Here is a 2333-nt window from a genome sequence, read left to right as displayed (position 1 = left end):
AAGCACCCCCGAACGCGGGGTGATGCTGGAAAACGGTACCGCCCTCTATTGGATCGCCGCCCGTTTCGAAGCCGCCCACCATCTGCCCAATGTGCCGGCCGGCCACAAATGCGGCCGCCTGCACGGCCACGGCTTTGGCGTACGCATTGTTGCCAATGCCCAGTACTGCAGCCAGCGCCAGCTGGAAGCCGCCTGGGCGCCGTTGTTTTTGCGGCTGCACCAACGCTATCTGAACGACATTCCGGGGTTGGAAAATCCCACCAGCGAGGTGATTGCCGCCTGGCTGCATGCCCAGCTGCAAGCCGCCGGCCTGCCCGGCCTGGCCTGGGTGGAAGTACGCGAAACCCATACCGCCGGCAGCCAGTTCGACGGCAAGCGCTTCCGCATCTGGAAGGAACAGCGCTTTGAAAGCGCCGTGCCTTTCGACAGCCATGGCAACTACAGCGGCCACAGCTATCTGGTGCGGCTGATGCTCACCGGCAGCCTGGACCGCACCATGGGCTGGCTGCTGGACTTTGGCGACGTCAAGGACCGCTTCAAACCGCTGTACCGCCAGCTGGACCACAATCCGCTGGACAAGCTGGCCGGCGTGCGCGACGGCCACAGCCAGTCGGTGGCCGAGTGGATTCATGCCCACCTGTCACCACTGGTGCCGGAGCTGGCCCGTATCGACCTGATGGACGACGAGCACAGCGGCGTTTCCCTGTTGTTCCATGACGACATGCGCTGGCCGCTGTTGCAGGGGGAATGAGCATGTACACGGTAAAGGAAATCTTCTACACCCTGCAGGGCGAAGGCCGCCAGGCAGGCCGCGCCGCCGTATTTTGCCGCTTTGCCGGCTGTAATCTGTGGTCGGGCCGCGAGGAAGACCGCAGCAAGGCAGTCTGCCAGTTCTGTGATACCGACTTTGTCGGCACCGGACCGGACGGCGGCAAATTCGCCAGCGCCGCCGAACTGGCTGCGCGCATTGCCAGTGAATGGCCAGCCGGCAGCGGCGGCACGCCCTATGTGGTATGCACCGGTGGTGAGCCGCTATTGCAGCTGGACGCCGAGCTGATCGCTGCCCTGCATGCCGAGGGCTTTGAAATCGCCGTGGAAACCAATGGCACCATCGCCGCCCCGGCAGGTATTGACTGGATCTGCGTCAGCCCCAAGGCCGGCGCACCCTTGCTGCAAACCAGCGGCAACGAGCTGAAGCTGGTCTACCCGCAAGCCACCCAGCTGCCGGAAACCGTCGCCCACTTGCAGTTCGACACTTTCTACCTGCAGCCGATGGACGGACCGGAGCTGGCCGCCAATACCCGCGCCGCCATTGCCTACTGCATGGCCCACCCGCGCTGGCGGCTGTCGGTGCAGACGCACAAGGTGGTCAACATCCGTTAAACCGTCGGGCGCCTGGTCGCCCGATTTTTTTTGCCTGTCATTGTAAGAAGCCGACAGTAAGGCCGACTTATGCTGCAGAGACGGTCACGCAGCAGGCTTGCGGAAAACATCGTTGAAATTTTTGCAACAGCAGCCAAGCGCAGCGAAATGCAAATAATTTCAAAAAATTTTCCGCCACCGTGTAAGAAAGCCCCGGCCCGCGCGACTGACTCCTGAAACCCGGCACTTGCCGCTACCCCCCGACAGGAGATTGACATGAACGCTTCCAAGACCTTGCTTGCTTCCGCCCTCGGTGCTGTCGTTACCCTGGCCGCCCTGGCCGCCGCACCGGCCCAGGCCGCCGAACAGGAAAAATGCTATGGCGTGGCCATGGCCGGTATGAACGACTGCGCCTCCGCCACCGGCGTGCATGGCTGTAAAGGCCAGGCCACCATGGACAAGGACCCGGGCGACTGGAAGCTGGTAGCCAAGGGCAGCTGCCAACAGATGGGTGGCAATACCATGGCACCAATGAAACAATAAACAGTCTATCTTTAACATGACGTACGCCGGGTAGCCCGCCAGGCTGCCCGATCCGGCGCAAATGGCTCACCATAAAACCCGCTTGAACCTGCCTCAAAGGAGAATCACCATGAATGTATCCAAAGCCCTGCTTGCCACCGCCCTCGGTACCGTTGTCGCCATGGGCGCCCTGAGCGCCACCCCGGCCGCCGCTGCCGACAAGGAAAAATGCTTCGGCATCGCCCAGGCTGGCAAGAACGACTGCGCTTCCGCCACCGGCACCCACTCCTGCGCCGGCCAGGCCACCAAGGACAAGGATCCGGGCGACTGGAAATACGTTGCCAAGGGCAGCTGTGAAAAAATGGGCGGCATGCTGGCCAAGTAATCCGCCCCGGCATGGTTGCCGGCCCGCGCCGGCAACCTTCCCTTCACCTCCCTTCCGGTAAACC

The 2333-nt window shown here is 62.6% G+C and carries 4 protein-coding genes and 1 pseudogene; all 5 read left to right on the top strand.

Annotated features, from left to right (window positions below; all coding sequences use genetic code 11):
- Positions 1 to 22: 22 nt before the first annotated feature.
- A pseudogene (locus JHD64_RS22370) lies at positions 23 to 376 on the top strand (6-pyruvoyl tetrahydropterin synthase family protein); the annotation flags it as partial.
- Between the two features lie 39 nt (positions 377 to 415).
- Complete coding sequence (locus JHD64_RS22365) at positions 416 to 751, top strand: 6-pyruvoyl tetrahydropterin synthase family protein (RefSeq protein WP_370540993.1); 336 nt, start codon at positions 416 to 418, stop codon at positions 749 to 751.
- Positions 748 to 1383: a 7-carboxy-7-deazaguanine synthase gene (gene queE / locus JHD64_RS20980; protein ID WP_233170648.1), complete on the top strand. Its 636-nt coding sequence runs from the start codon at positions 748 to 750 to the stop codon at positions 1381 to 1383. Before JHD64_RS22365 ends, queE begins: the two co-directional genes overlap by 4 nt.
- 255 nt (positions 1384 to 1638) lie before the next feature.
- Complete coding sequence (locus tag JHD64_RS20975; protein ID WP_059286406.1) at positions 1639 to 1905, top strand: DUF2282 domain-containing protein; 267 nt, start codon at positions 1639 to 1641, stop codon at positions 1903 to 1905.
- Positions 1906 to 2014: 109 nt separating this feature from the next.
- The gene (locus tag JHD64_RS20970) at positions 2015 to 2269 is read left to right on the top strand and encodes a DUF2282 domain-containing protein (RefSeq protein WP_059286407.1); all 255 of its coding nucleotides are present in this window, start codon (positions 2015 to 2017) and stop codon (positions 2267 to 2269) included.
- Positions 2270 to 2333 lie beyond the last annotated feature (64 nt).

The sequence above is a fragment of the Aquitalea sp. ASV15 genome (assembly GCF_016429115.1).
GTDB classification, from domain to species: Bacteria; Pseudomonadota; Gammaproteobacteria; order Burkholderiales; family Chromobacteriaceae; genus Aquitalea; species Aquitalea magnusonii.
This window is presented reverse-complemented; position numbering and strand designations above follow the sequence as displayed.